Source organism: Arenibacterium sp. CAU 1754 (genome assembly GCF_054482635.1).
Genome location: NZ_JBTLRG010000002.1, coordinates 1,191,368 through 1,212,861, shown reverse-complemented (window position 1 = coordinate 1,212,861; position 21,494 = coordinate 1,191,368). Strand labels below are relative to the sequence as shown.

23 protein-coding genes are annotated in these 21,494 nt (G+C 60.5%); 19 read left to right on the top strand and 4 right to left on the bottom strand.

Annotated elements, in window-relative coordinates:
* Nucleotide 1: 1 nt before the first annotated feature.
* The 19 genes from ACXYMO_RS12675 to ACXYMO_RS12585 all read left to right on the top strand — a co-directional run bounded on the left by ACXYMO_RS12675 (nt 2) and on the right by ACXYMO_RS12585 (nt 18,761).
* Nucleotides 2–709, top strand: a complete 708-nt coding sequence (locus tag ACXYMO_RS12675) for an FkbM family methyltransferase (RefSeq protein ID WP_458879045.1) — start codon at nt 2–4, stop codon at nt 707–709.
* Nucleotides 710–713: 4 nt separating this feature from the next.
* Nucleotides 714–1,763 (top strand): glycosyltransferase family 2 protein, encoded by a 1,050-nt coding sequence (locus tag ACXYMO_RS12670; RefSeq protein ID WP_458879044.1) that lies wholly within the window; start codon nt 714–716, stop codon nt 1,761–1,763.
* 106 nt (nt 1,764–1,869) lie between these two features.
* Entirely contained in the window at nt 1,870–2,829 is a 960-nt protein-coding gene (locus tag ACXYMO_RS12665; protein WP_458879043.1) for a phosphoadenosine phosphosulfate reductase, read from the top strand.
* 113 nt (nt 2,830–2,942) lie between these two features.
* On the top strand, nt 2,943–3,983 hold the full coding sequence (pyrC, locus tag ACXYMO_RS12660; RefSeq protein ID WP_458879042.1) for a dihydroorotase: 1,041 nt from the start codon (nt 2,943–2,945) through the stop codon (nt 3,981–3,983).
* A 63-nt stretch (nt 3,984–4,046) separates the two neighbouring features.
* A complete protein-coding gene (locus ACXYMO_RS12655; RefSeq protein WP_458879041.1) occupies nt 4,047–4,727 on the top strand; it encodes an orotate phosphoribosyltransferase in 681 nt (226 codons plus the stop codon).
* A gap of 213 nt (nt 4,728–4,940) precedes the next feature.
* Complete coding sequence (locus ACXYMO_RS12650) at nt 4,941–6,425, top strand: replicative DNA helicase (protein WP_458879040.1); 1,485 nt, start codon at nt 4,941–4,943, stop codon at nt 6,423–6,425.
* 112 nt (nt 6,426–6,537) lie between these two features.
* Complete coding sequence (alr, locus tag ACXYMO_RS12645) at nt 6,538–7,572, top strand: alanine racemase (RefSeq protein WP_458879039.1); 1,035 nt, start codon at nt 6,538–6,540, stop codon at nt 7,570–7,572.
* Complete coding sequence (locus ACXYMO_RS12640; protein ID WP_458879038.1) at nt 7,569–8,351, top strand: MlaE family ABC transporter permease; 783 nt, start codon at nt 7,569–7,571, stop codon at nt 8,349–8,351. Before alr ends, ACXYMO_RS12640 begins: the two co-directional genes overlap by 4 nt.
* On the top strand, nt 8,348–9,094 hold the full coding sequence (locus ACXYMO_RS12635; protein ID WP_458879037.1) for an ABC transporter ATP-binding protein: 747 nt from the start codon (nt 8,348–8,350) through the stop codon (nt 9,092–9,094). Before ACXYMO_RS12640 ends, ACXYMO_RS12635 begins: the two co-directional genes overlap by 4 nt.
* Before the next feature lie 94 nt (nt 9,095–9,188).
* Nucleotides 9,189–9,617: a paraquat-inducible protein A gene (locus tag ACXYMO_RS12630; RefSeq protein ID WP_458879036.1), complete on the top strand. Its 429-nt coding sequence runs from the start codon at nt 9,189–9,191 to the stop codon at nt 9,615–9,617.
* Nucleotides 9,618–9,634: 17 nt separating this feature from the next.
* Nucleotides 9,635–10,999, top strand: coding sequence for a DNA repair protein RadA (gene radA, locus ACXYMO_RS12625; protein WP_458879035.1), 1,365 nt, complete (start codon nt 9,635–9,637; stop codon nt 10,997–10,999).
* Between the two features lie 60 nt (nt 11,000–11,059).
* Entirely contained in the window at nt 11,060–11,614 is a 555-nt protein-coding gene (locus ACXYMO_RS12620; protein WP_458879034.1) for a CvpA family protein, read from the top strand.
* A gap of 285 nt (nt 11,615–11,899) precedes the next feature.
* Entirely contained in the window at nt 11,900–12,541 is a 642-nt protein-coding gene (locus tag ACXYMO_RS12615) for a Hint domain-containing protein (protein ID WP_458879033.1), read from the top strand.
* Nucleotides 12,542–12,723: 182 nt separating this feature from the next.
* Nucleotides 12,724–14,181 (top strand): amidophosphoribosyltransferase, encoded by a 1,458-nt coding sequence (gene purF, locus ACXYMO_RS12610; RefSeq protein ID WP_458879090.1) that lies wholly within the window; start codon nt 12,724–12,726, stop codon nt 14,179–14,181.
* 74 nt (nt 14,182–14,255) lie between these two features.
* Complete coding sequence (locus ACXYMO_RS12605) at nt 14,256–15,305, top strand: fatty acid desaturase (protein WP_458879032.1); 1,050 nt, start codon at nt 14,256–14,258, stop codon at nt 15,303–15,305.
* 31 nt (nt 15,306–15,336) lie between these two features.
* On the top strand, nt 15,337–15,981 hold the full coding sequence (locus ACXYMO_RS12600; protein ID WP_458879031.1) for an SDR family NAD(P)-dependent oxidoreductase: 645 nt from the start codon (nt 15,337–15,339) through the stop codon (nt 15,979–15,981).
* A 106-nt stretch (nt 15,982–16,087) separates the two neighbouring features.
* Nucleotides 16,088–16,870, top strand: a complete 783-nt coding sequence (surE, locus tag ACXYMO_RS12595; RefSeq protein ID WP_458879030.1) for a 5'/3'-nucleotidase SurE — start codon at nt 16,088–16,090, stop codon at nt 16,868–16,870.
* Nucleotides 16,867–17,517, top strand: coding sequence for a protein-L-isoaspartate(D-aspartate) O-methyltransferase (locus ACXYMO_RS12590; protein WP_458879029.1), 651 nt, complete (start codon nt 16,867–16,869; stop codon nt 17,515–17,517). The genes surE and ACXYMO_RS12590 overlap by 4 nt, the downstream gene beginning before the upstream one ends.
* Before the next feature lie 80 nt (nt 17,518–17,597).
* Nucleotides 17,598–18,761: a LysM peptidoglycan-binding domain-containing protein gene (locus ACXYMO_RS12585; protein ID WP_458879028.1), complete on the top strand. Its 1,164-nt coding sequence runs from the start codon at nt 17,598–17,600 to the stop codon at nt 18,759–18,761.
* A 26-nt stretch (nt 18,762–18,787) separates the two neighbouring features.
* Here ACXYMO_RS12585 and ACXYMO_RS12580 read toward each other — a convergent pair whose 3' ends face one another.
* From ACXYMO_RS12580 to ACXYMO_RS12565, 4 genes are read right to left on the bottom strand one after another with little or no spacing between them, the layout of a single operon-like run.
* The gene (locus tag ACXYMO_RS12580) at nt 18,788–19,618 is read right to left on the bottom strand and encodes an ATP-binding protein (RefSeq protein WP_458879089.1); all 831 of its coding nucleotides are present in this window, start codon (nt 19,616–19,618) and stop codon (nt 18,788–18,790) included.
* A gap of 11 nt (nt 19,619–19,629) precedes the next feature.
* A complete protein-coding gene (gene tatC / locus ACXYMO_RS12575; RefSeq protein WP_458879027.1) occupies nt 19,630–20,520 on the bottom strand; it encodes a twin-arginine translocase subunit TatC in 891 nt (296 codons plus the stop codon).
* Nucleotides 20,517–20,981 (bottom strand): Sec-independent protein translocase protein TatB, encoded by a 465-nt coding sequence (gene tatB, locus ACXYMO_RS12570; protein ID WP_458879026.1) that lies wholly within the window; start codon nt 20,979–20,981, stop codon nt 20,517–20,519. Before tatB ends, tatC begins: the two co-directional genes overlap by 4 nt.
* 6 nt (nt 20,982–20,987) lie before the next feature.
* The gene (locus ACXYMO_RS12565; RefSeq protein WP_458879025.1) at nt 20,988–21,203 is read right to left on the bottom strand and encodes a twin-arginine translocase TatA/TatE family subunit; all 216 of its coding nucleotides are present in this window, start codon (nt 21,201–21,203) and stop codon (nt 20,988–20,990) included.
* Nucleotides 21,204–21,494: the final 291 nt, after the last annotated feature.

Below are 21,494 nucleotides of genomic sequence, written 5' to 3'. Positions count from 1 at the left end.
TTTGACCGACGCCAAAACCACAGTACCGACGTTTTCGAACAAATCGTATATCGAGTCGCATGGCGTTCGGTTTCCCAAGGACGGCGTTTTCATAACCGGTCGCATCCGCGGCAGTGTGCGATCCGGCGAATATGAGGCCAAAGAGGCCAGGGCCGTGCTCAAGGCCGTTCAGGACGGGGATACGGTGGTAGAACTGGGGGCCGGCATCGGTTTCATCTCGTCGCTGCTGGCCACGCACAAGAAGGTAAAGGAAATCCATTCCTTCGAAGCCAATCCGCAACTGATCCCCTTCATCAAACGCGTCCACGCCGAAAACAAGATCGACAACGCGCATGTTCACAACGTCCTTCTGGGGTCAAAACCGGGCAAGACGACGTTTTACATCCGCAAGAATTTTCTCTCCTCCTCGATGACCAAAGAGGACGAAGGCAACATCGTCGCCGAAGAAGAGATCGAGATCGCCGAAACCAGGTCGACGATCCGCAACATCAACCCGGACGTTCTGATCTGCGACATCGAAGGGGCCGAGGAACACGTGATACCGGATATCGACCTGTCCAATGTCCGGGTTGCCATTCTGGAGCTTCATCCGCAGTGGATCGGCTCCAAAGGCGTGGCCGCGGTGTTCAATGCAATGATGCAGGCGGGCCTCGTTTATTTCCCGAAATGGTCGGACGCCAAGGTCGTCGTCTTTCGCAGAGACTGGTAACCCCTTGAAAATTCTCGCAGTTCTGACCGTTCGCAACGAAGGTGCCTTTCTGCTGGAGTGGATCGCGCATCATCGTGCTGCGGGATTCACGGATTTCCTTGTATTTTCCAACGATTGTCAGGATGGGACGGATGCCATTCTGGACCGGCTGGCCGAAATGGGATGGCTGATCCATGTGCGCAACGACGGCCCCTATGACAAGGGCGGCATCCAGTTCACCGCCCTGAAGATGGCCGACAAGATGGACATCGTGAAAACGGCCGACTGGATCCTGCCGTTGGATGTCGATGAGTTCGTCAACATCCACACCGGCGATCATACGGTCCCTGCCCTGCTGGCGGCCTTGCCGGATGCCACCGCCATCACGCTGACCTGGCGTCTGTTCGGCAACGGCGACGTAGTCCGCTATAGCGATGCGCCGATCACGCAGACATTTACCCGCTGCGCCCCGGTCATAATGTACTGGCCCTGGCGGTCGGCCATGTTCAAGACGCTGTACCGAAACGACGGTACCTATGCCAAGCTGGGTGTTCATCGCCCGCGCAGCCCGAACGCAGAAAAACTGGGCGCGGCACGCTGGTTCGACGGCGAAGGCCGCGATCTCGAGGATCAGTTCAAGACCCGCCGGATATTCTCGAACTATGGCCGCCCGAATTACGGTCTGGTCCAGCTCAATCACTATCCTTTGGGCGCCATGGAAAGTTTTCTTCTCAAGGCAGATCGCGGGCGTGCTGTACATTCGGATCATGCCTTGGGAATGGATTACTGGGTCGAGCGGAACTTCAACACCGATACGGACAAAACCGTTCAGGCCCTGTCCGACCCCAGCAACGCGTTCCGCAACACCCTGATGCAGGATGAAAAACTGCCCGAACTGCACAGCCAGGCGGTGGAATGGCGCAAGCTCAGATTCCACGAACTCATGCAGCAGGAACCCCTGCGCGCCCTGTTCGCGCGCCTGCTGATGACCCCCGCGTCTCGCCCGATAAATGCCGCCTCGGCGCGCACCCTGACCAGATTCGCGAACCTTGGACGCTCGAATTCGGAACAATGATCTGAAACCGGTCCCGTTGGGTTTGAATCACTCCACAATAATCCCCCTTTTCTAGCCTTTGATCCGTGGCCTCGATTAAATGACCGGGGTACTAGGGATCAGGGCTATGGAAGACCTTTCGAAGATGCTTCAAACACCGATGACAGGTCTGGAAACAGTCCAGTGGAAATCGCGTCTGGTTTCCTTGGCGCGCAAGTACGGCGATTATCGCCCGCTGGGCTCGCGGCATTTTTCGACCTTCATCAAGCAAGGCAAAACGCTTCTGGTGACCTTTGAAACGGTCCAGGGCATCCGCTCGCTGTCCGAAACCGCGCAGCCCTTTGGCTTTGACATGGTCAAATCCGAAGGCTGGTCGCATCTTTGCCTGATCTCACAAGGCGATACGTGGTTTCGCGATCCGCGCGTCTATGCCTATTTCGATGAATTGATCGACAATGAGTTCTTTGAAGACTTCGATCAGGTGCTGTTTTACGGCGCCGGTCCCTGCGGCTATGCGGCGGCGGCTTTTTCGGTCTCCGCGCCGGGCGCGACCGTTGTTGCTGTACAGCCGCAGGCCACGCTTGATCCGCGAATGACCGAATGGGACCCGCGCTTTGTCGAAATGCGGCGGACGTCCTTCACGGACAGGTTTGGCTATGCGCCCGACATGCTGGACGGGGCGCAGCGCGCCTTTGTGCTCTATGACCCGTCCGAGGAGTTGGACGCCATGCATTCGGCCCTGTTCGCACGATCGAACGTTACGCGTTTCCGGATGCGCAACATGGGCGGAGCCCTGCAGACACGCCTGCTGGAAATGGATATCCTGTACGAAATCCTGAAATTGGCAAACAGCGGACGTTTGAGCGAGCGCGCGTTCAGCAACTTGTACCGCGCCCGACGCGACAATAATTCCTATCTGCGCGCGTTGATGGGCCGTCTGGACAAGGATGATCGCCCCTATCTGAATACCTTGCTGTGCCGCAACGTGACCCGTCGCCACGAGGCCGCCAAATTCCGCCGCAAGCTGGAAATCCTGGAAGGCCGAGCATCCGCCGGAGAGTTCGACCTGCCCGGCGAACGGGCCTAGCGAACAACGCGGGGTGTTTGCCCCCTTTCCGGGCCTCGGCGCGCAGGACGCAAAAATGCGCAAATTGCCTCGCCCTACTGGCCCGCGCTTTGCACCTGTGTTAGCGGAGGATCATGACCGATACGCTGACTCTGCGCCGCCCCGATGATTGGCACCTGCACCTGCGCGATGGCGCGATGCTGAGGGCCGTCCTGCCGGAAACCGCCCGCCATTTCGCGCGGGCCATCATCATGCCCAACCTGGTGCCCCCGGTGGTGACAGGCGCGCAGGCCGTCGCCTATCGCGACCGCATTCTTGCCGCCTTGCCCGACGGTATGGATTTCACGCCGTTGATGACGCTTTACCTGACCGAAGACACGGACCCCGATGACGTGGCGGCCGCCCATGCCGCCGGGGTGATCACGGCGGTCAAACTGTATCCGGCGGGTGCGACCACCAATTCCGCCAGCGGTGTGACCAACTTCGACAAGGTGCGCCCGGTGCTGGAGCGCATGGCCGACATCGGCCTGCCCCTGTGCACCCATGGCGAAGTGACCGATCCCGAGATCGACATCTTTGACCGCGAGGCTGTTTTCATCGACCGTGTCCTCGATCCGATCCGCCGTGCAACGCCGGGGCTGCGGGTGGTGATGGAACATATCACCACATCCGACGCGGTCGATTACGTAACTGCACAGGACGACACCCTTGGCGCGACGATCACGACCCACCATTTGGTGATCAACCGCAACCATATCCTCGCCGGGGGGATCAAACCGCACTATTACTGCCTGCCGGTGGCCAAGCGGGAAACGCATCGCCTTGCCCTGCGCGCCGCTGCGACCAGCGGTGAAAAACGGTTCTTTCTGGGCACGGACAGCGCGCCGCATACCGATGCGAACAAACTCCTGCCCTGCGGATGTGCCGGGTGTTTCACCGCGACCAACACCATGTCGATCCTCGCGCAGGTGTTCGAAGAAGAAAACGCGCTGGACAAGCTCGAAGGGTTTGCCGCACTGAATGGTCCGGCCTTTTACGGGCTGCCTGCCAATACAGACACCATCTCCCTGACCAAGGGCGATCCGGTGACCTATCCCGATCACATCGAGACGGAGGATGGGCCGGTTACCGTTTTCGACCCCGGCTTTCCCCTGCATTGGGCCGTCACCGGCTGACGCCCGCCCCCAATATTTGACCGTCGGACCACAGACCCGGCCCCGAACCACAGGACCCTGCGCATGATCCCCTCCTCCTTCCCTTCGCAATCGGAAATGGCCCGCCTGACCGCCCGCATGCTTCTGGAAATCGAAGCGGTCCACCTGAATGCGGCCGAGCCGTTCACGCTGGCCTCGGGTCTGCCCAGCCCAACCTATATCGACTGCCGCAAGCTGATCTCTTATCCGCGTATCCGGTCGACGCTGATGGATTTCCTGACCGTCACGGTCATGCGCAATGCTGGCTTCGAAGCGTTTGACAACATCGCCGGCGGTGAAACCGCGGGCATCCCGTTTTCCGCGCTGGTTGCCGAACGCATGGCCCTGCCGATGACCTATGTGCGCAAGAAACCCAAAGGCTATGGCCGCAACGCCCGTATCGAAGGTGTCATGAGCGAAGGCGACAGGGTTCTTCTGGTCGAGGATCTGACCACCGATGGCGGCTCCAAGCTGAGCTTTGTGGATGCGATCCGCGACACCGGCGCGACCTGCGCGCATACGGCCGTCATCTTTTATTACGGCATTTTCCCCGACACGATAAAGTCATTGGGTGATCACGGCGTCACGCTGCACCACCTGTGCACCTGGTGGGACGTTCTGGCCGAAGCCAAGGAATCAGGGGCCTTCGACAAAGAGACCCTGAAAGAGGTGGAATCCTTCCTGAATGCCCCCCGGGAGTGGCAGGAAGCCCGTCAGAAAGGCTGACGCATCCGGGGATTTCCGCTGAATTTTCGGAATCCCCCTTGGCGAAAAGCCACAACATGTTGACCGCAAGACCCCGAAAACGTCAATATGGGCCAAAATTTTGCGACCCACAGGTTGTCCACAGAAACATACAATTTGCGGTGGGCAGGTCGCCTGAGCTAATCACGCCAAACCATCCGGCAAGCGCGGTCGTGCGGCGAAATTGAGGGCAAAATGAACGAAATCAGCAGTTTTGACGCCAGCCAGACTGACACGCAGACACCTGATACCCTGCCCCATTCGATTGAGGCGGAACAACAGCTGCTGGGCGCAATTCTGACCAACAACGATATCTATGACCGCGTCGCCTCGATCATCGGCGCGCAGCATTTTTATGACCCGGTCCATTCCCGCATCTACGAAATCGCCTCGGCCCGCATCGCCAAGAACGCGCTGGCCTCGCCTGTCACGCTCAAGGCGTTTCTGGAAGACGACGAAGGGCTCAAGGAACTGGGCGGCCCGGCCTATCTGGCGCGACTGGCCGGCACCGCGATCAGCGCCTTTGCGGTGCGCGACTATGCTCAGATGATCTATGACTTTGCGATCCGCCGTGAATTGATCGGGCTGGGCAACGACATTTCCGAACGCGCCAAACGGGTCGAGGTCGCCAGCGAACCCAGGGAACAGATCGTCGACGCCGAACAAAAGCTTTATCAACTTGCCGAACAGGGCCAGACCGAGCGCGGGTTCAAATCCTTTCTCAAGGCCGTCACCGAGGCGGTCAATGTCACGAACGAGGCCTATCAGCGCGGTGGCGGCATGGCCGGTATCTCGACCGGGCTTTCAGATCTGGACAGGCAATTGGGCGGCTTGCACCCCTCGGACCTTTTGATCCTTGCCGGTCGTCCGTCGATGGGGAAAACATCGCTAGCCACCAACATCGCCTTCAACGTCGCCAAAGCATACAAGCGTGGGCTGAAATCCGACGGCACCGAAGGTGCGGTTGATGGCGGCGTGGTCGGATTCTTCTCACTGGAAATGAGTGCCGAACAGTTGGCGGGCCGTATCCTTGCCGAAGCGTCCGAAATTTCGTCCCACAAAATCCGTCAGGGAGACATGACCGAAGGAGAATTCCGCCGCTTCGTTCAGGCGGCCAAGGATCTGGAAAGCTGCCCGCTGTTCATCGACGACACGCCAGCCCTGCCGATTTCGCAGCTTGCCGCGCGGGCGCGGCGGCTGAAACGGACCCACGGGCTTGACCTGCTGGTGATCGACTATCTGCAGCTGTGCCGCGGCATGTCGGATAATCGGGTGAATGAAATCGCCGAAATCTCGATGGGGATGAAGGCCATTGCCAAGGAACTCAACATCCCGGTCGTGGCCCTGTCCCAGTTGTCGCGGAATGTCGAAAGCCGCGATGACAAACGTCCTCAGCTTTCGGACCTGCGTGAATCGGGATCGATCGAACAAGACGCCGACGTGGTGATGTTCGTGTTCCGCGAGGAATACTATAAGGAACGCGAGAAACCCGGCGATCACGAATTGGACAAACTGGAAGAATGGAAACAGGCAATGGAACGCCTGCATGGCAAGGCCGAGATCATTGTAGGCAAACAGCGTCACGGCCCCATCGGCACCGTCGAACTTTCCTTCGAGGCGCAGTTCACCCGTTTCGGCAACCTGGCCAAAGCCTGGCAACAGGACGATCAGCAATTCTGACCCCTTCCGCCATATTGATTGCCCTTGTGTACCCGGGCCAAACCGGCGGCGGCACGCCGCACAGGACACCTTTCCCCCTTGACGCCCGGCGCGCCCGTGTCATGAACGGGACATGAGCAGTGGACATCTGACAATCGATCTCGGGGCGCTGACCGCAAACTGGCAGGCGCTGAATGCCATGACCGCCTGTGAAACCGCAGCCGTGGTCAAGGCCGATGCCTATGGTTTGGGGGTCGCCCCTGCGGCCAAGGCCCTGGCCAAGGCAGGCGCGCGCCGGTTCTTCGTGGCCCAGGCCGAAGAAGGTGCCGAGTTGCGCCAGGCATTGGGTTCGGGGCCAACCATCTTTGTCTTTTCCGGTCATATGGAAGGCGACACGTCCCTGATCCGCGACCACGGGCTGACCCCGCTTTTGAATTCGGTCGACCAGCTGTTGCGCCAGGTGGAAACCCTGCCGGGACGCGGGTTTGGCATTCAGCTCGACAGCGGGATGAACCGCCTGGGCATGGAACCCGCCGAATGGGCCGCGCTTAGGGATATTGCCCTCAGCCAGATGCCGGTGCTGATCATGTCGCACCTTGCCTGTGCCGATGAACCCGATCATCCGATGAACGCCCGGCAACTGAAGACCTTTGTCGAGATGACCGCCGGCATCGATGTCGCGCGCTCCTTCGCCAACACGGGCGGCATCCTGCTGGGCCAGGACTATCATTTCGACCTGACCCGCCCGGGTATCGGCCTTTATGGCGGGTTGCCGTTTGAAAACGCGCGCCCGGTTGTCACGCTGGACCTGCCGGTGATCCAGATCCGCACGCTCGACACCGGAGAAACGGTTGGTTACGGCAACAGCTGGACCGCCGAGCGCCCGACGCGCCTGGCGACGGTTGCTGCAGGCTATGCCGACGGTCTGATCCGGGCCATGGGGCCCAAAGCGTCGCTGTATCACGGACCACAGCCCTGCCCGGTCGCCGGACGGGTCTCGATGGATCTGATCACCGTGGACATGACCGATATTTCGGGCGACCCGGATTACCTGACCATTCTTGGCACGCAGCAAGGCGTGGATACGCTGGCGGACGCGGCCGGAACCATCGGCTATGAAATTCTAACCAGCCTCGGACCGCGATACAGTCGGAGCTTTGAGACATGAGCATTCTGACCCCCTTGGCGGTTCTGGGAAAACTCACCCTGACCTTTGTCGCCCTGGTCGGGCGGTTCACGCTGTTTGCGGCCAACACGTTCAGCCATGTTTTTCGCCCGCCACTCTATCCGCGGGAATTGCTGGTGTCCCTGCTGCACATCGGGTGGCTGTCGCTGCCGGTTGTTGGCCTGACGGCCATCTTCACCGGCGGCGCGCTGGCCCTGCAAATCTATTCCGGCGGCGCCCGTTTCAACGCCGAGGCCGTGGTGCCGCAGATCGTCGCCATCGGCATGGTGCGCGAACTGGGGCCGGTTCTGGTTGGCCTGATGATCGCGGCGCGTGTCACCTCGTCCATCGCGGCCGAAATCGCCACGATGAAGGTGACCGAGCAGATCGATGCACTGGTGACCCTGTCGACCCATCCGATGAAATACCTCGTCGTGCCGCGCGTTCTGGCGGCGCTGATCACCGTGCCCCTTCTGGTCGGCGTGGGCGATGTCATTGGAATCGGCGGCGGCTATGCCGTCTCGGTGCAGAATCTGGGGTTCAACGCGGCCGCCTATCTTAAGAACACGGTCGATTTTCTTGAGGCGCGCGATATCGTGTCCAGCCTTGTCAAAGGCGCCGCATTCGGCGTGATCGCCGCCCTGATGGGGTGCTACTATGGTATGCGGTCCGAGCGCGGCGCCCAAGGTGTGGGCCGCGCCACCAAAAACAGCGTCGAGGCCGCCGCTATCCTGATCCTGGCCGCCAACTTTGTTCTTACGGGGATATTCTTTTCGATATGATCCGGCTGGAAAACGTCACCAAATCCTTTGGCGAGAAGCACGTGCTTCAGGGCATGACCCTACATGTGCCCCGCGGGACGTCGATGGTGATCATCGGCGGATCGGGCACCGGGAAATCGGTGGCCCTGAAATGCATTCTTGGGTTGATTCCGCACGACAGCGGCAAAATCCTGGTCGACGGTCAGGACGCCACAAAGGGCGACCGCGACGCATTTCTGGCCCGGTTCGGCATGCTTTTTCAGGGCGGCGCGCTGTTTGACTCGCTCCCGGTCTGGCAGAACGTATCCTTTCGCCACCTGCGCGGCGCGTTGAAAAAACCTGCAAGCCAAGCGCGCGAAATCGCGATTGAAAAACTGCGCCGCGTGGGGCTGACACCCGATGTGGCCGACCTCTTCCCGGCCGAACTGTCGGGCGGCATGCAAAAACGCGTCGGGCTGGCCCGCGCCATTGCCGCCGATCCCGAGATCATCTTTTTCGATGAACCCACCACGGGCCTTGATCCGATCATGGCCGGCGTCATCAACGATCTGGTCCGCGAAATCGTGACCGAAATGGGCGCCACGGCGATGACCATCACCCATGACATGACATCGGTGCGCGCCATTGCCGACAATGTGGCCATGCTTCACAACGGCGTGATCCAGTGGACCGGGCCCGTGTCCGAGATGGACAATTCCGGCGATCCCTATCTGGATCAGTTCATCCATGGCCGCGCCGAAGGCCCCATTGAGGCCGTGAGATAAAGTTTCAAGGGGGCGCCGATATTGGCATTTCCCCCTTTTCACATCGGCGCAAACGCCCAATGTTTCGATAACATATCTTAATAGAGGTGCTGTTTTGCTCCGTATCGCCAACCTGTCCCTGCTTGTCCTGTTCCCCATCGCGTGGTTTTCACCGCTGCTGCGTGCGGGTATTTCGCTCCCGCTGTTTGGGCTCAAGGAAGTCAGTATTGTTTCCGGTCTGCAATCCTTGTGGGGCACCGACGTTATCCTTGCGCTGCTGGTGACCTTTCTGGCGGTTTTTGCGCCCTATATGAAAACCATCGGCCTTGCGTTGATCCAGTTTGGCCTGTTGCGGCGCAAAGTGCTACCGGTACTGGAAATTCTGGGAAAACTCGCCATGGCCGATGTTTTTCTCATCGCCCTTTACGTCGTCATCGCCAAGGGCATCGGCTTGGCGCGGATCGAAACCGCATGGGGCCTGTACCTGTTCACGGGCTGTGTTCTGGCCTCGATCGGAACAAGCTATTTGACGGCCAAACGCTGAGCGGTCACAACGCCCCCATGGCAAAATCCAAATCCTTCACCTGTTCGGCCTGCGGGGCCTCGTTTTCAAAATGGTCCGGGCGCTGCGAAGCATGTGGCGACTGGAACACCATTGTCGAGGAAACCCCGCTATCGACGGGACCGGCCAGCAAGTCACTGGGCGCCAAACGCGGCAGCGCCATTCCCCTGACGGACCTCTCGACCGAGGAATCCCCGCCGCCCCGCACCCATTCCGGGATCGCGGAACTTGACCGTGTCTTGGGCGGCGGCCTCGTGCCCGCATCGGCCATTCTCGTCGGCGGCGATCCGGGAATCGGAAAATCGACACTTCTTTTGCAGGCGGCCGCGCAATTCGCCAATAGCGGTCTGAAAACCATCTATGTCTCGGGCGAGGAAGCCTCGGCCCAGGTCCGGATGCGCGCCCAGCGCCTTGGGCTGGCCGATGCGCCCGTGCAACTGGCCGCCGAAACCAACCTGCGCGATATCCTCACCACGCTGGAATCCGAGCGCCCGCAACTGGCGATCATCGATTCAATTCAGACCATGTGGGCCGACAATGTCGAAAGCGCCCCGGGATCGGTTAGCCAGGTCCGCGCCGCCGCGCATGAGCTGACCACATTCGCCAAACGGCGCGGCACTTCCGTCATTCTTGTCGGCCATGTCACCAAGGAGGGCCAGATCGCCGGCCCCCGCGTTGTGGAGCACATGGTCGATACCGTGCTCTATTTCGAAGGTGAACGCGGCCACCAGTTCCGCATCCTGCGCGCGGTCAAGAACCGCTTTGGCCCGGCGGATGAAATCGGCGTGTTCGAAATGACCGGCGCCGGTCTGGCCGAGGTCACGAACCCGTCCGCCCTGTTCCTGTCTGAACGGGGGGAGCCATCGCCCGGGTCCGTCGTGTTTGCCGGCATCGAAGGCACCCGCCCGGTTCTGGTCGAGCTGCAGGCGCTGGTCGCCCCCTCGCCCCATTCGCAGCCCCGGCGCACGGTTGTCGGCTGGGACGGCGGGCGCCTGGCAATGATTCTCGCCGTGCTTGAGGCGCGCTGTGGAATCCCTTTTGCCGGGCTCGATGTGTATCTGAACGTGGCCGGTGGTATGAAAATTTCAGAACCGGCGGCCGATCTGGCAGTGGCTGCCGCCCTTTTGTCGGCCCGCGAGGACGCCGCTTTGCCCGCAGATACGGTTGTTTTCGGCGAAATCAGCCTTTCCGGTGCGTTACGTCCCGCCCCACAGACCGAAAACAGGTTGAAAGAAGCCCAAAAACTTGGTTTTACCGCCGCCATTGCCCCGGCGGGTGGCAAAACCGGCACAGATGGTGGTCTGGCTTTGACCAGACCGACGGATTTGACGGGTTTTGTTGGCGAAGTCTTCGGAGCCGGGTAATGTGCGCGCGAACGGTTCGAGCGCATCAAAGACGAAGCAAAGAAAAGGCAGGCGACGCAAATGGAAGGTTTTACCATCATCGACGGGATCGTGGCGGTGATCATCGTGCTTTCGGCATTGTTGGCCTATTCCCGCGGTCTGGTCCGCGAAGTCATGGCGATCGCAGGCTGGGTTGTGGCGGCAATCGTCGCATTTCTGTTCGCCCCCAAGGTCGAACCCATGATCAAGGAATTGCCTGTCGTTGGCGAATTCATCGCAGACAGCTGCGAATTGAGCGTTATCGGTGCCTTTGCCGCGGTCTTTGCCGTGGCCCTGATCGTCATGTCCTTTTTCACACCGCTGTTTTCATCGATCGTTCAGCGGTCGGCCCTGGGCGGGGTTGATCAGGGGCTTGGCTTCCTCTTTGGCGTCGCGCGCGGCGTTCTGCTGATTGCCATCGCGTTCTTTGTCTACAACACTGTTGTGACGGCCCAAAACTTCGAAGTGGTCGATGAAAGCCGCTCGGCGCAGGTGTTCGAACGACTGACCGGCGAGATCGAGGAGCGCAACCCCGAAGAGGCGCTCGGTTGGGTCACCCAGCAATACGAGAACCTGATCGGCCACTGTAGCCAGTAACCGCACCCGGCCTCAAAATTTCCCCGGAATCGCCCTGACCAGGCCCGCGATGGGGCCGAGAATCAGTTTCGATTCCGGCGGTTACGCGCTTGTCCTGACGCACCATGGTTAACCGGAGATTACTGCGCGTTCTCGGAATACGACAAATCGCACCCGCGCAGGGCGGACTTTCCCGCAGCCGTAAAAAGTAAAGAAATTCGGCCCTGAAAGGGCCGAAAAAACGGCAAATTCCAAGAGCCCCTTGGTGTCAGTTCAAACTCACAACGACTGACCGAGGAGCCCACCATGTTTCTGAACCACACCCAGGAATTCGCCGCATTTGAAACCGCAACTCTGACGCCGCGCACCACAGAACCGCAGCGCCCACCGATGCCTCGTCGCCGCGAAATCAGCGCCTTCTTGTCCGGCACGATGCTGGAAACGCCGACCGGCTGGCGCCCGGTGGATGACCTGCACCAGGGCGATCGGGTCTATACGCTGGACGGTGGTTTCGCGACCCTTCAGGCCGCAACCCGCCGCACCCTGCCCGCAGGACCACATCAGCAATGGCACGTTCCGACCGGCAGCCTGGGCAATTGCTGCGATCTGACCCTGTCAGCCGGTCAATACGTGGTCCTGCATCAATCCCCGCAACATGCCCTGTTCGAGGACCCCTTTGTTCTGGCCCCGATTGCTGCGATGTCCGGCTTTGCGGGCATTGCCCCGGTCGCCGGATATCGCCCGGTTACCGCAACGCAGTTGTTTTTCGACGACGAAGAAATCGTCTATGCCCAAACCGGGAGCCTGCTGCATGTTCCCACGCTGAGCGCGGACAAGGCATTCTTTCGCAAACTTTCTTACGGTGAGACCCGCGCGATCCTGTCAGTGATTGCAAAAGGTCACTGCGCCCTCGACCCGCACGGGTTTGCACCGGCACATGCCGCCTGAGGCCGCCAAACCCACTGAACGGCCGCCCCTTCGAGGGCGGCCTTCAATATTTTGCATTATCATCACGTTTACAATTCGCCGCATGTGAAAATGTGATAGTTTGATGACACCGGCGGGTAGAGTGACTATGTCAGGGTTTATCCCGCCACCGGATTCGGAGCTGCCCCTTGTCCAAGCTGCAAATGCCGCCTGCACACCCGTTTGACGATGATAAATTGCGCGAGGAATGCGGTATATTCGGCGTCGTCGGCGTTGCCGACGCTGCGAACTTCGTGGCCCTTGGCCTGCATGCCCTGCAACACCGCGGACAAGAGGCCGGTGGCATCGTCTCGCACGACCCGGAACAGGGCTTCAATTCGGCCCGCCGCTTCGGATATGTGCGCGACAACTTTACTTCGCAAAAAGTGATGGAAACCCTGCCCGGCCCCGTGGCCATCGGGCATGTGCGCTATTCCACCGCCGGGTCCAAGGGACAGACTGCAATCCGCGATGTGCAGCCCTTTTTTGGCGAATTTTCAATGGGCGGGGCCGCCATCGCCCATAACGGCAACATCACCAATGCCAACGCGCTGCGCCGCGAGCTGATCGAACGCGGATCGATCTTTCAATCCTCATCCGACAGCGAATGCATCATTCACCTGATGGCGCGCTCCATGGGCCGGTCCATCCCCGACCGCATGGAAGAAGCGCTGCGCAAGGTTGAAGGCGCGTTTTCGGTCGTTGCGATGACCCGCACCAAACTGATCGGTGTGCGCGACCCGCTGGGTGTGCGCCCGCTGGTTCTGGGAAAGATCGGCGATGGCTGGGCACTCAGCTCGGAAAGCTGCGCACTTGACATCATCGGCGCCGAATTCGTGCGGGAAATCGAACCGGGCGAAATGGTTGTTATCAACAGAGACGGGGTCCAAAGTCACTTCCCCTTCCGCCGCCAGAAATCGCGGTTCTGCATCTTCGAACATGTGTATTTCTCGCGCCCCGACAGCATCCTTGGTGGGCGCAGCGTCTATGAAACGCGTGAGGCCATTGGCCGTGAACTGGCCAAGGAAAGCCCGGTCGAAGCCGATCTGGTCTGCCCTGTCCCCGACAGCGGGACACCCGCGGCCATCGGGTTTTCGCTGGAAAGCGGGATACCCTATGCCATGGGCATCATTCGCAACCAGTACATGGGCCGGACCTTTATCGAACCCACCGAACAGATCCGCAACATGGGCGTACGCCTGAAACTGAACGTCAACCGGGCCCTGATCAAAGGGAAACGGGTGATCCTGGTGGATGACAGCGTCGTGCGCGGGACGACGTCGCGCAAGATCAAGGAAATGATCCTGGATGCTGGCGCGAAAGAGGTGCATTTCCGCATCGCCTCGCCGCCCACCGCGTGGCCCTGTTTTTATGGAGTGGACACGCCCCAGCGCGAAAAGCTGCTGGCGGCCACCATGTCGGAAGAGGAAATGCGCGACCATCTGGCCGTCGACAGCCTTCGGTTCATTTCGCTCGACGGGCTTTACCGCGCGGTCGGCGAATCCGGTGGGCGCGACGCGGCACAACCGCAATATTGCGACGCCTGTTTCTCGGGCGAATACCCGATCACCCCGGCAGATAAAATCGCCGATGGGTTTGAAATGAAGCAGGCCGCTGAATAAGTAAGGCCAAACGCGGCGTACAGGTCGCGCTTGGAACAACGACAACAATAAGAACAAAGCGAACGACCGCAGGCATGACATCTGAAACTTCTTCGACCGGTACGCCGGAACAGGCGCGCGACTGGGTTAAAATCCTTGCGCAATACCGTGAACCCAATCTTGCGCGCAGTCTCTTTGAACTTGCCGTCAGTCTGGTTCCCTTCCTCGCTCTTTGGGCGCTGGCGCTGTGGGTTATCACCTTTTCCCCGCTGTTGGCCCTTTTGATCGCCATCGTGAACGGCGGGTTTCTCCTGCGTCTGTTCATCATTCAGCATGATTGCGGACATGGTGGGTACTTCAACAACAAGTTCCTGCGCGAATGGACCGGGCGCGTTCTGGGGGTGCTGACCCTCACGCCCTATGACGTCTGGCGACGCAGCCATTCGATCCACCACGCCAGCACCGGCAACCTCAGCCAGCGTGGCATGGGCGACATCACCACACTGACCGTCGAGGAATACCGCAACCGGTCATGGTTCCAGCGCCTGCTCTACCGGGTTTACCGCAGCCCGATCATCCTGTTCGGGATCGGCCCTGCATACATGTTCCTGCTGCAGCACCGCCTGCCCATCGGGCACATGCGCTCGGGCAAGACGTATTGGATCAGCGCCATGGGGTCGAACCTGGCCCTGGCCGCCATCCTGGGCGTGCTGGTCTATTTCGGCGGCATCATGCCGTTGCTGATGATCTTCCTGCCAACGGTTCTCGTTGGGGCTTCGGCCGGCGTCTGGCTGTTTTACGTCCAGCACCAGTTCGAAGAAACCCATTGGGAGCACGAGCCCGACTGGCAACTGCATGACGCGGCCTTGCATGGCAGCTCGCACTATGTGCTGCCGCGTGTTCTGCAATGGATCACCGGCAATATCGGAGTGCACCACGTGCACCACCTTTACAGCCGCATTCCCTTCTATCGCCTGACCGAGGTGTTGCGCGACTATCCGGTGCTGAGCGAAACACAGCGCCTGACCATCCGCGAAAGCCTGGCCTGCGTGAAATTTCACCTGTGGGACGAAAAACAGCGCAAGCTGATTTCCATCGCCAAGGCACGCGCGCTCTATGGTCCCATCCAGCGCGCGGCCACTTGACCTTGCCGCGCCAAATACGCACACCCGCGCCATGACAAAACTTGCCCTGATTACCGGAGCGTCACGCGGCCTTGGCGCCGCCCTGGCCGAGGTTCTGGCCCCGACGCATCACATCGTCGCCGTCGCGCGCACCACTGGTGCACTTGAGGAACTGGATGATCGCATTCAGGCCGCAGGCGGCACGGCCACGCTTGCGCCGATGGACATCACCAATACCGATGCGATGGCCACGCTCTGCCGTGGCATTCACGACCGGTGGGGCAAACTGGATCTGTGGCTGCACACGGCGATCCATGCTGCCCCGCTGAGCCCGGCAAATTTCGTCGATGCCAAGGACTGGGAAAAATCGATTGCGGTCAACGCGACCGCCCCTTCGGTGCTGATCCCCTTTATCGCGCCGCTTTTAGGGCAACAGGGTCAGGCCGTGTTTTTCGATGATCCGCGTGGCGGGCAAAAGTTCTTTGGCGTCTATGGCGCCACCAAGGCGGCGCAGATTGCGCTTGCCCAAAGCTGGGCGGCGGAAACGCAAAAGACGGGGCCAAGTGTCAGGATCCTGACCCCTGCCCCGATGCCGACCGCCACCCGCGCCCGGTTCTTTCCGGGCGAGGATCGCACCACCCTTGCCGATCCGCGTGACGAAGCGACCCGGCTGATCGGCGAACTGAACGCGGGTTGACCTGCGCGCGGCTGCGCGGACACTGTTGACCAGGCAAACATCGCTCAAAGCTTGCTCTGTCGCGGTGGCTCGCCTATGCAAGATCAAAAGACAATGACAGGCATCCATGCGCATTCTCATCACGAACGACGACGGTATCAGCGCCCCCGGGCTTGAGGTTATGACCGACATTGCCGAGGACCTTGCCGGTCCCGATGGCGAGGTGTGGACCGTCGCGCCCGCTTTCGAACAATCGGGTGTCGCCCATTGCATCAGTTACACGCATCCGATGATGATCGCCAAAATGGGCGACCGCCGCTTTGCCGCCGAAGGGTCACCCGCCGACTGCGTGATGGCCGGTCTGCATGATGTGATGAACGGCAATCGCCCCGATCTGGTGCTCTCCGGTGTGAACCGGGGCAACAACTCGGCGGAAAATGCGCTCTATTCCGGCACGCTTGGCGGCGCGATGGAAGGCGCGCTTCAGGGGATTCCGGCCATTGCGCTGTCCCAATACCTGGGGCCGGGCAACTTCGGGCTCGACAATCCGTTCGAAGCCGCCGCCCAGCATGGCGCCGACGTCATTCGCAAAATCCTGGATGCCAGCCCCTGCACCGGCGAAGACTACCGCCTGTTCTACAACGTCAACTTCCCTCCTGTTCCCGGCAATCAGGTCAAAGGCATGCGCGCAGCCACTCAAGGGTTCCGGCGGGGCACTCATTTTGGTGTTGAACCGCACGATTCCCCTTCGGGGCGTAAATTCCTGTGGATCAAGGGCGGCGAACAGCACATCCAGACCCAACCGGGCAGCGACGCGCAATTCAATCTCGAAGGGTACATCTCGGTCACGCCCATGCGGGCGGATTTGACCGCCCATGACGCAATTGGCGCGCTGAAAGCCATCGAATGAGCGGACCCGAAGCCGAAACCAAGATGCAATTCCTGTTTGCGCTCCGCTCAAAGGGCGTCACCGACAAACGCGTCCTGAACGCGATGGAGGAAATCGACCGCGGGCCGTTCATCACCGGGCTGTTTTCCCAACGCGCCTATGAGGATATGCCGCTGCCCATCGCCTGCGGACAGACGATCAGCCAGCCGTCCATCGTCGGCATCATGACCCAGGCGCTGCAAATCTCGCCCCGCGACAAGGTGCTCGAGGTCGGGACCGGCTCGGGCTATCAGGCGGCCATCCTGTCGCGTCTGGCGCGGCGGGTTTACACCGTGGATCGCCACGCCCGCCTTGTGCGCGAGGCAAGCGCGATTTTCGACCAGCTGGGGTTGGTGAATATCACCTCGATGACGGCCGACGGGTCCTATGGTTTGCCCGAACAGGCCCCGTTTGACCGCATTATTGTGACCGCCGCGGCCGAGGATCCCCCCGGCCCGCTCTTGGCGCAATTGAAAATCGGGGGTATCATGGTTGTGCCGGTGGGCCAATCGGATGCTGTGCAAACCCTGATCCGCGTGCAACGGCACGAACATGGGTTCGAGTATGACGAAATCCGACCGGTCCGTTTTGTTCCGCTCCTCGAAGGGCTGGGACGAGACGGGTCGTAAAGGCGAGCAACGAGTAAGTAGCAACTTCCCGACCGAACAGGGAAGGGCGAATTGAGGATACCGAGATGCAGTTTTGCGCAATGTTTTCCCCTGCCCGATTGATGGCTGCAACGGCGGCGCTGGCCCTGCTGGCCGGGTGTGACGAACCGCTGGACCTTGATTTGCGCGGCAAGGTCGGGGCGTTTTCGACGGCACAGGCCGCCCAGAAAATTACCGATAGCCGGCCCGCCCCGGATGATCGCGGGATCATCTCTTACCCCAATTACCAGGTGGCCGTGGCCCGCCGTGGCGACAGCGTCACGGATGTGGCGAACCGCATCAACGTACCAGCGGCAGAACTGGCCAAATACAACGGCTTGGATCCAAATGTAAAAATGCGCGAGGGCGAGGTTCTTGCCCTGCCCCGCCGCGTGGCCGAACCCTCGGCCGCCACAGGCGCGGTTGATATTGCCACCGTTGCGGGATCAGCGATCGACGCAGCCCCGGATACGACACCGGTCACGACGACAGAACTGACACCGGCGGCGGCCCCTGCGCCCAAACCGGCCGCTGCGCCCGAACCCGTGCGCCACAAGGTCAAACGCGGGGAAACCGCCTATACCATTTCGCGCCTCTATCAGGTCCCGGTCAAATCGCTCTCCGAATGGAACGGACTGGGGTCCGATTTCGGCATCCGCGAGGGCCAGTTCCTGTTAATCCCCGTCACCGGCGCGACACCGCCAAAACGCCCCCTGCAAACCGCGGCCGCAACGGCCAAGGTCACCGAACCGGGCAGCGGCAGCCCCACCCCCACACCGCCCAGCGCGATCAAACCGCTGCCTGCGCAGACCGTCGCCGTCAAAGCGCCTGAACCGCCCAAGGTGGATGTCGGCAAACCCTCGCTCAGCTCCAACCAGGCTGCGATGCAGTTCCCGGTCAAGGGCAAGATCATCCGCACCTATTCCAAAGGACGCAACGAAGGCATCGATATCGCCGCCACTCCCGGCACCGCCGTGACCGCCGCCGCTGACGGCAGCGTGGCCGCGATCACGTCCAGCGCCGATCAGGTGCCGATCGTCGTGGTCCGTCATCCGGACAACCTGTTGACGGTCTATGCCAACGTCGAAAACATCAAGGTCAAGAAAGGCGACACAATCAAGCGGGGCCAGCAACTCGCCAGCCTGCGGGGGGGTGACAACGCCTATGTGCATTTCGAGGTGAGAAACGGGTTCGACAGCGTCGATCCCCTGCCTTACCTGGAATAGCAACCGGCCCCGCGCCCCAAGGGGGCTCAGGCGGTGATGCGCACGCCGTTCCGGCCCGCGAGGTCGACAAAGAATTGCCAGGCAACCCGCCCCGACCGCGACCCGCGTGTCGCCTGCCATTCAATGGCCTCGGCGCGCAGGGTTTCGGGGTCGACATTGACCCCGTAGGCGGCGCAATAGCGGTCGATCATGGACAGGAATTCGTCCTGGGAACAGGGATGGAACCCCAGCCACAGCCCGAAACGATCCGATAGTGAGACCTTTTCCTCAACCGCCTCGGATGGGCTTATGGCCGATGAGCGTTCGTTCTCGATCATGTCACGCGGCATCAGATGGCGGCGGTTCGACGTGGCGTAGAGAACCACGTTGTCCGGGCGTCCTTCGATTCCGCCGTCCAGCACGGCCTTGAGCGATTTGTAATGCTCGTCATCATGGCTGAACGAGAGGTCATCGCAAAACAACAGAAACCGGAACGGGGTGCCGCGCAGATGGTTCAGCAACCGCCCCACTGACGGCAAATCCTCGCGCTGCAATTCAATCAGTTTCAACGTTTCGTGCTTTGCATGCACTTCGGCATGGATCGCCTTGACAAGGCTGGATTTTCCCATGCCGCGTGCGCCCCACAAAAGGGCATTGTTGGCGGCAAATCCTTCGGCAAACCGGCGGGTGTTGTCCAACAGGGTATCGCGCGAGCGGTCGATCCCGACCAGAAGGTCCAGCGCCACCCGGTTGACCGACGCGACAGGCTCCAAACGATCCGGACCCACATGCCAGACAAAGGCAGGCGCCGCGGCGAATTCAGGGGCAGGCAGCGGCGCGGGGGACATGCGCTCCAGCGCCGCTGCGATCCGGTCCATAGGGTCGTTGATCACTTGCCGTCTTCCTCGTCGAATTCTGCCATCAACGGATCGTCGAATTCATCTTCTTCATCCTCGTCGTCGTAATAACCCTCTTCGCGCAGCTTGGCTTCGCGTTTGGTCTCGACACGCCGAACAAGGAAGATCGAAATTTCATAGAGCCCGTAAACCACCGTGAACAGAATGACCTGGGTGATCACATCCGGCGGCGTCACTAGCGCGGCAAGAATCAGAATGGCCACCACCGCATATTTGCGCACCCCGCCCAGGCCCTCGGCGCTGACCAGACCGGCCTTGCCCATCAGGGTCAGCAGAACGGGAAGCTGGAAACACAGGCCAAAGGCGACAATGAACTTGATCGTCAGGCTCAGATATTCCTGGGCCGACCCCTGAAACGCGATACCGGCAACGGCATTGCCCTCGGTTTCGCCGCTCAGAACGCTGCCCGGTTGCTGAAACCCGAGGAAGAAATCAAACGCCAGCGGTGTGACGACGTAAAACGCGAATGACGCGCCCAGAAAGAACATGAAGGGTGAGGCCAGCAGGAACGGTAGAAAGGCCCCCTTTTCAGACCGGTAAAGGCCCGGCGCCACAAAACGCCACATCTGATAGCTGATGTAAGGAAAGGCCAGAACCAGCCCGCCCAGCAGCGAAATCGAAATCGCGACGAAAAAACCTTCCTGCAGCTTGATCAGGATCAGACCGCAATCCTCTTGGCCCCGTTCGGCCATCGCACTGCACAGCGGATGGGTCAGGAAGTTGAAGATCGGGTTCCAAACCGTGAAACAGATCACCATGCCGATGATAAAGGCTACGACCGAATGGATCAGCCGCGACCGCAGTTCGGTCAGATGTTCGATCAGCGGCGCTGCGCTGTCGTCGATTTCTTCTGCTTGGCTCATGATTTGGTCTCGGGAGGCGTGTTCAGCGCGGCTTCGGCCTCTTCGGCCTTGGCCAGCGCATCCGCCGCTTCTTTTGCTTTGCGTTCCGCCGCGGCACGCGCCGTGGAGGCCTGAATTTTCTTGGTCTGCTCCGCCCGTTCAGCGGACAGTTTCCCGGTTTCGCTTTCGGGGTCGAACTTGGTCGGATCAAGGCTGCTGGTCATGTCGCGCGCGGCGTCCTTGACCCCGTCCATGGCCGAGGCCACCGGGTTCGTCGCCGCCTTGAGGCCCTTGGCCACATCGCGCATGCCGGATTCATCGGCCGCATCGTTCATGGCGCGGCTGAATTCGCGCGCCATTCCCTTGGCCTTGCCCACCCAACGGCCGACATTGCGGAACAGCACCGGCAGATCCTTTGGCCCCACAACGATCAGCGCCACGATGCCAATAACCAGAAGCTCGGTCCAACCCAGGTCGAACATGGGCGTTTACACCTTGTCCTTGTCGGTTTCCGGCGTCACGTCCTTTGCGGCCTCGGCCACATCCTCTTCCAGTTCTTTCTGGCCTTCGTTGATGCCCTTCTTGAACGATGTGATGCCTTTGCCCACTTCGCCCATGAGCGAGCTGATCTTGCCCCGGCCAAACAGAACCAGAACCACAACTGCGATCAGCAACAGGCCCGGCAGGCCAATATTGTTCAACATGTCTTTCTCCTCATCTCTGCAATGCGCCATCCCAGCGCGCAATTGGTCGGGCCTGTTCTAGGCCCCGCCGCTCACAGGGGAAAGCGCCAAACCACCTGCCCCTGATCATTTCACGGTGGTTTTTTAGCCCACCATGTCGTGTCGCGCCGAAACTGACAGGTTAATGTCAGTTGCCTTCTCCTATCACGGGGAACCCAGAACCAAAACCAGAGAAATGAACCGCAGCGTTGCGACGCCGGGACCCTGCGGCATGGCACCATGCGTCCGGCCTTGACACCCTGCGGACATCGG

Coding starts and splice junctions, on each gene's coding strand:
- ACXYMO_RS12665 (WP_458879043.1), top strand. CDS start 1,870: ATGGAAGACCTTTCGAAGATGCTTCAAACACCGATGACAGGTCTGGAA.
- pyrC (WP_458879042.1), top strand. CDS start 2,943: ATGACCGATACGCTGACTCTGCGCCGCCCCGATGATTGGCACCTGCAC.
- ACXYMO_RS12655 (WP_458879041.1), top strand. CDS start 4,047: ATGATCCCCTCCTCCTTCCCTTCGCAATCGGAAATGGCCCGCCTGACC.
- ACXYMO_RS12650 (WP_458879040.1), top strand. CDS start 4,941: ATGAACGAAATCAGCAGTTTTGACGCCAGCCAGACTGACACGCAGACA.
- alr (WP_458879039.1), top strand. CDS start 6,538: ATGAGCAGTGGACATCTGACAATCGATCTCGGGGCGCTGACCGCAAAC.
- ACXYMO_RS12640 (WP_458879038.1), top strand. CDS start 7,569: ATGAGCATTCTGACCCCCTTGGCGGTTCTGGGAAAACTCACCCTGACC.
- ACXYMO_RS12635 (WP_458879037.1), top strand. CDS start 8,348: ATGATCCGGCTGGAAAACGTCACCAAATCCTTTGGCGAGAAGCACGTG.
- radA (WP_458879035.1), top strand. CDS start 9,635: ATGGCAAAATCCAAATCCTTCACCTGTTCGGCCTGCGGGGCCTCGTTT.
- ACXYMO_RS12620 (WP_458879034.1), top strand. CDS start 11,060: ATGGAAGGTTTTACCATCATCGACGGGATCGTGGCGGTGATCATCGTG.
- ACXYMO_RS12615 (WP_458879033.1), top strand. CDS start 11,900: ATGTTTCTGAACCACACCCAGGAATTCGCCGCATTTGAAACCGCAACT.
- purF (WP_458879090.1), top strand. CDS start 12,724: ATGCCGCCTGCACACCCGTTTGACGATGATAAATTGCGCGAGGAATGC.
- ACXYMO_RS12605 (WP_458879032.1), top strand. CDS start 14,256: ATGACATCTGAAACTTCTTCGACCGGTACGCCGGAACAGGCGCGCGAC.
- ACXYMO_RS12600 (WP_458879031.1), top strand. CDS start 15,337: ATGACAAAACTTGCCCTGATTACCGGAGCGTCACGCGGCCTTGGCGCC.
- surE (WP_458879030.1), top strand. CDS start 16,088: ATGCGCATTCTCATCACGAACGACGACGGTATCAGCGCCCCCGGGCTT.
- ACXYMO_RS12590 (WP_458879029.1), top strand. CDS start 16,867: ATGAGCGGACCCGAAGCCGAAACCAAGATGCAATTCCTGTTTGCGCTC.
- ACXYMO_RS12585 (WP_458879028.1), top strand. CDS start 17,598: ATGTTTTCCCCTGCCCGATTGATGGCTGCAACGGCGGCGCTGGCCCTG.
- ACXYMO_RS12580 (WP_458879089.1), bottom strand. CDS start 19,618: ATGGACCGGATCGCAGCGGCGCTGGAGCGCATGTCCCCCGCGCCGCTG.
- tatC (WP_458879027.1), bottom strand. CDS start 20,520: ATGAGCCAAGCAGAAGAAATCGACGACAGCGCAGCGCCGCTGATCGAA.
- tatB (WP_458879026.1), bottom strand. CDS start 20,981: ATGTTCGACCTGGGTTGGACCGAGCTTCTGGTTATTGGCATCGTGGCG.
- ACXYMO_RS12565 (WP_458879025.1), bottom strand. CDS start 21,203: ATGTTGAACAATATTGGCCTGCCGGGCCTGTTGCTGATCGCAGTTGTG.